Source organism: Belliella alkalica (assembly GCF_022549785.1).
GTDB lineage: Bacteria > Bacteroidota > Bacteroidia > Cytophagales > Cyclobacteriaceae > Belliella > Belliella alkalica.
The window spans coordinates 1-2,403 of the sequence record NZ_JAKZGO010000052.1; the positions used below are offsets into that span (position 1 = coordinate 1).

Genomic DNA, 2,403 nt, shown 5'->3' on the forward strand with positions numbered 1-2,403 from the left:
CGTAAAGTGTTTTAGACGCAATCTACCCAAAAAAATAACTATAATAAATAGATATATCAAGATTGCGTTTAAAACATAGTTGGACTAAGCTGGGCTATCCCTATGGGTATTTAAAATCTTTGTTTTCGAGGATTCTGATTTTTAGGTCGTACTTAATCAATAAATTGGCTCTGATATTCATCATTTATAACATTTTTCTTTTTCAACAAGACATACCAATCCCTTTGACAGAATCCCTGTTTAATTTTCATTGCAGTTTTTCAAAGAACTTCAATCTACCAATTTTATTTAAGGACCTTCTCCTTTCTCTTCCCCTATACCAAAGATCATCTTCCCAGATTTGCAACATGGACATCTGAACATTTCATCTCCAAAGATCTCCCTCAATACTTCATATGTACTCAAGCCCTGATAAAATGATATCAACCTTGTTTTTTTCAAGAGCCGAAAGCATTCATCCATTTTTAATGCGCTGTTTGTAGAAGCCAATATGCCATAGTACCTGATTTTGTAAAACCCTGAAGGAAGTATATGCTGCATAAATCTCCGAACAAACTCAGAACATTCTAGAATCATCACCTTACTTTTACCATCCCGATAATCCTTCCACCGAAACCTGACCGTCTGCCCATCAGTAGCCAAAATCCTGCTATTGCTTATGGCTACCCTGTGGGTATATCTTCCCAGATAGGAAACCACTTGATTGGCTCCCTTGAACGTTTTTTTGATATAGACATTCCATTGTTTCTCATAAGCCCTGTTTTTCAAGGATTTAGTGTCCTCAAAGAGTCCTTTTTGTTTTTCCGGTATCTTCAACTGTTTTGATGCCAATCCTTCCATCAGTCTTTCCATAAACACTCCCCTGAAAATCGCAGAAAGTGCTTTGATCGGTACAAAGAACTTTTTGTTGGCATGTATCCATTCCATCCCCTCACTGTCAAGACCGCCTGCAGGAACCAACATATGGATATGGGGGTGATAATTCAATGACTGTCCCCAGGTATGTAAAACCGATAGACATCCGCTTTCTACTCCCAGAAAAGAAGGGTTAAGTGCCGTCTTCTTTATCGCCTTTGCCGAACACTCAAACAGGATATTGTAACAAAACCTCTGATTGATATAAAATAGAGGTCTCAGAAACTCAGGTATGGTGAAAACCACATGAAAGTACCTGATCGGGAGAAGTCTACACCTTAACTTTTCTACCCATAGTTGCTGCTTGATGTACTGGCATTTGGGACAGTGTCGGTTGCGACAGCTGTTGTAGCAGACTTTCACTGAACTACACGAATCACAACTCAAACTATGTGAACCCATTGCTGAAGTCCGGCAATGAAGAATGTCCCTATATGCTTTCTTCTGGTCAGCACATAGAGTCTTACCCTCCAAAATGAACTCCTTTTGGTAATCAAGTATTGTCGATAACTCAACTCCCTGATTTCTTTTGTTGATAGTTTCCATCACAGTGCGTCATAAGGGCTTTTTACCAGGGATGGATTCAGGTTGCTCACATGAAGATAAACCGTCGTAGTTTTAAGAGACTGATGTCCAAGAAGCTCTTGGATATACCTTAAGTTTGTCCCCTGCTCAAGCAGATGCGTTGCAAAGGAATGGCGTAGTGTATGAAAGCAGGCCTTCTTTTTCACCCCTGCCTTATGCATTCCCTTTTTAAGAATATTTCGTGCACTGGTTTCACTGTAAGGTTTACCTGGTTCTTGACCCTCAAACAAATAAGTCACGGGGCGATAATACTTAAAATACTCCCTCAACCGGAGTAACAACTGATGGGGGAGCAGAGTGTATCTGTCTTTACATCCTTTACCTCCCCTTACTTTTAGCTGCATCCTGTTGCTATCAATGTCACAGGGCTTTAAACTGAGAACTTCTCCCATTCTAAGGCCAGAAGCATAAGTCAGCGCGATAAGGCAATAATGCTTTCTGTTCTTTATATTCTCAAGTATTAGGGAGATCTCTTCTTTTGAAAAAACAGCTGGCAGCAACTTTGGCCTTCTGGGTCTTTTGATTTTAATTGGATCCCAATCTCTTTCCAATACATCTTTAAAAAGTATTTTGAATGCACTGATGGTCTGGTTGATACTCGAAACTGAAAGTTCTCCAGAATTGACTCTCTCAAAAAGGTAGCTCTTCAAATCAGAAATACTGATCAAATCGGGACTCTTTCCGAAGTGACCTGAAACAACACTTACAAGACTTAGATATGTCTTGATACTTCTTGGAGAGTAATGCCGATAAGACATCTCTTCATACATCCTTTGACGCAAACTTTTTTTTCCATGATGATATAAATTAATGATTTAACATGGTGTAAATTTACGATAAATACCAAAAAATCAACCACTTGAAGATAATGTAAATACTACCGACGAAGGAGGTTTAGTTCAA

2 protein-coding genes are annotated in these 2,403 nt (G+C 39.1%); both read right to left on the bottom strand.

What is annotated here, in order from left to right; all coding sequences use genetic code 11:
* Positions 1–288: 288 nt before the first annotated feature.
* Positions 289–1,461 (bottom strand): IS91 family transposase, encoded by a 1,173-nt coding sequence (locus MM213_RS20510; protein ID WP_241414754.1) that lies wholly within the window; start codon positions 1,459–1,461, stop codon positions 289–291.
* Positions 1,461–2,270 carry a tyrosine-type recombinase/integrase gene (locus MM213_RS20515; RefSeq protein WP_241414755.1) on the bottom strand — a complete coding sequence of 270 codons (810 nt, stop codon included), beginning with the start codon at positions 2,268–2,270 and terminating at the stop codon, positions 1,461–1,463. Before MM213_RS20515 ends, MM213_RS20510 begins: the two co-directional genes overlap by 1 nt.
* Positions 2,271–2,403: the final 133 nt, after the last annotated feature.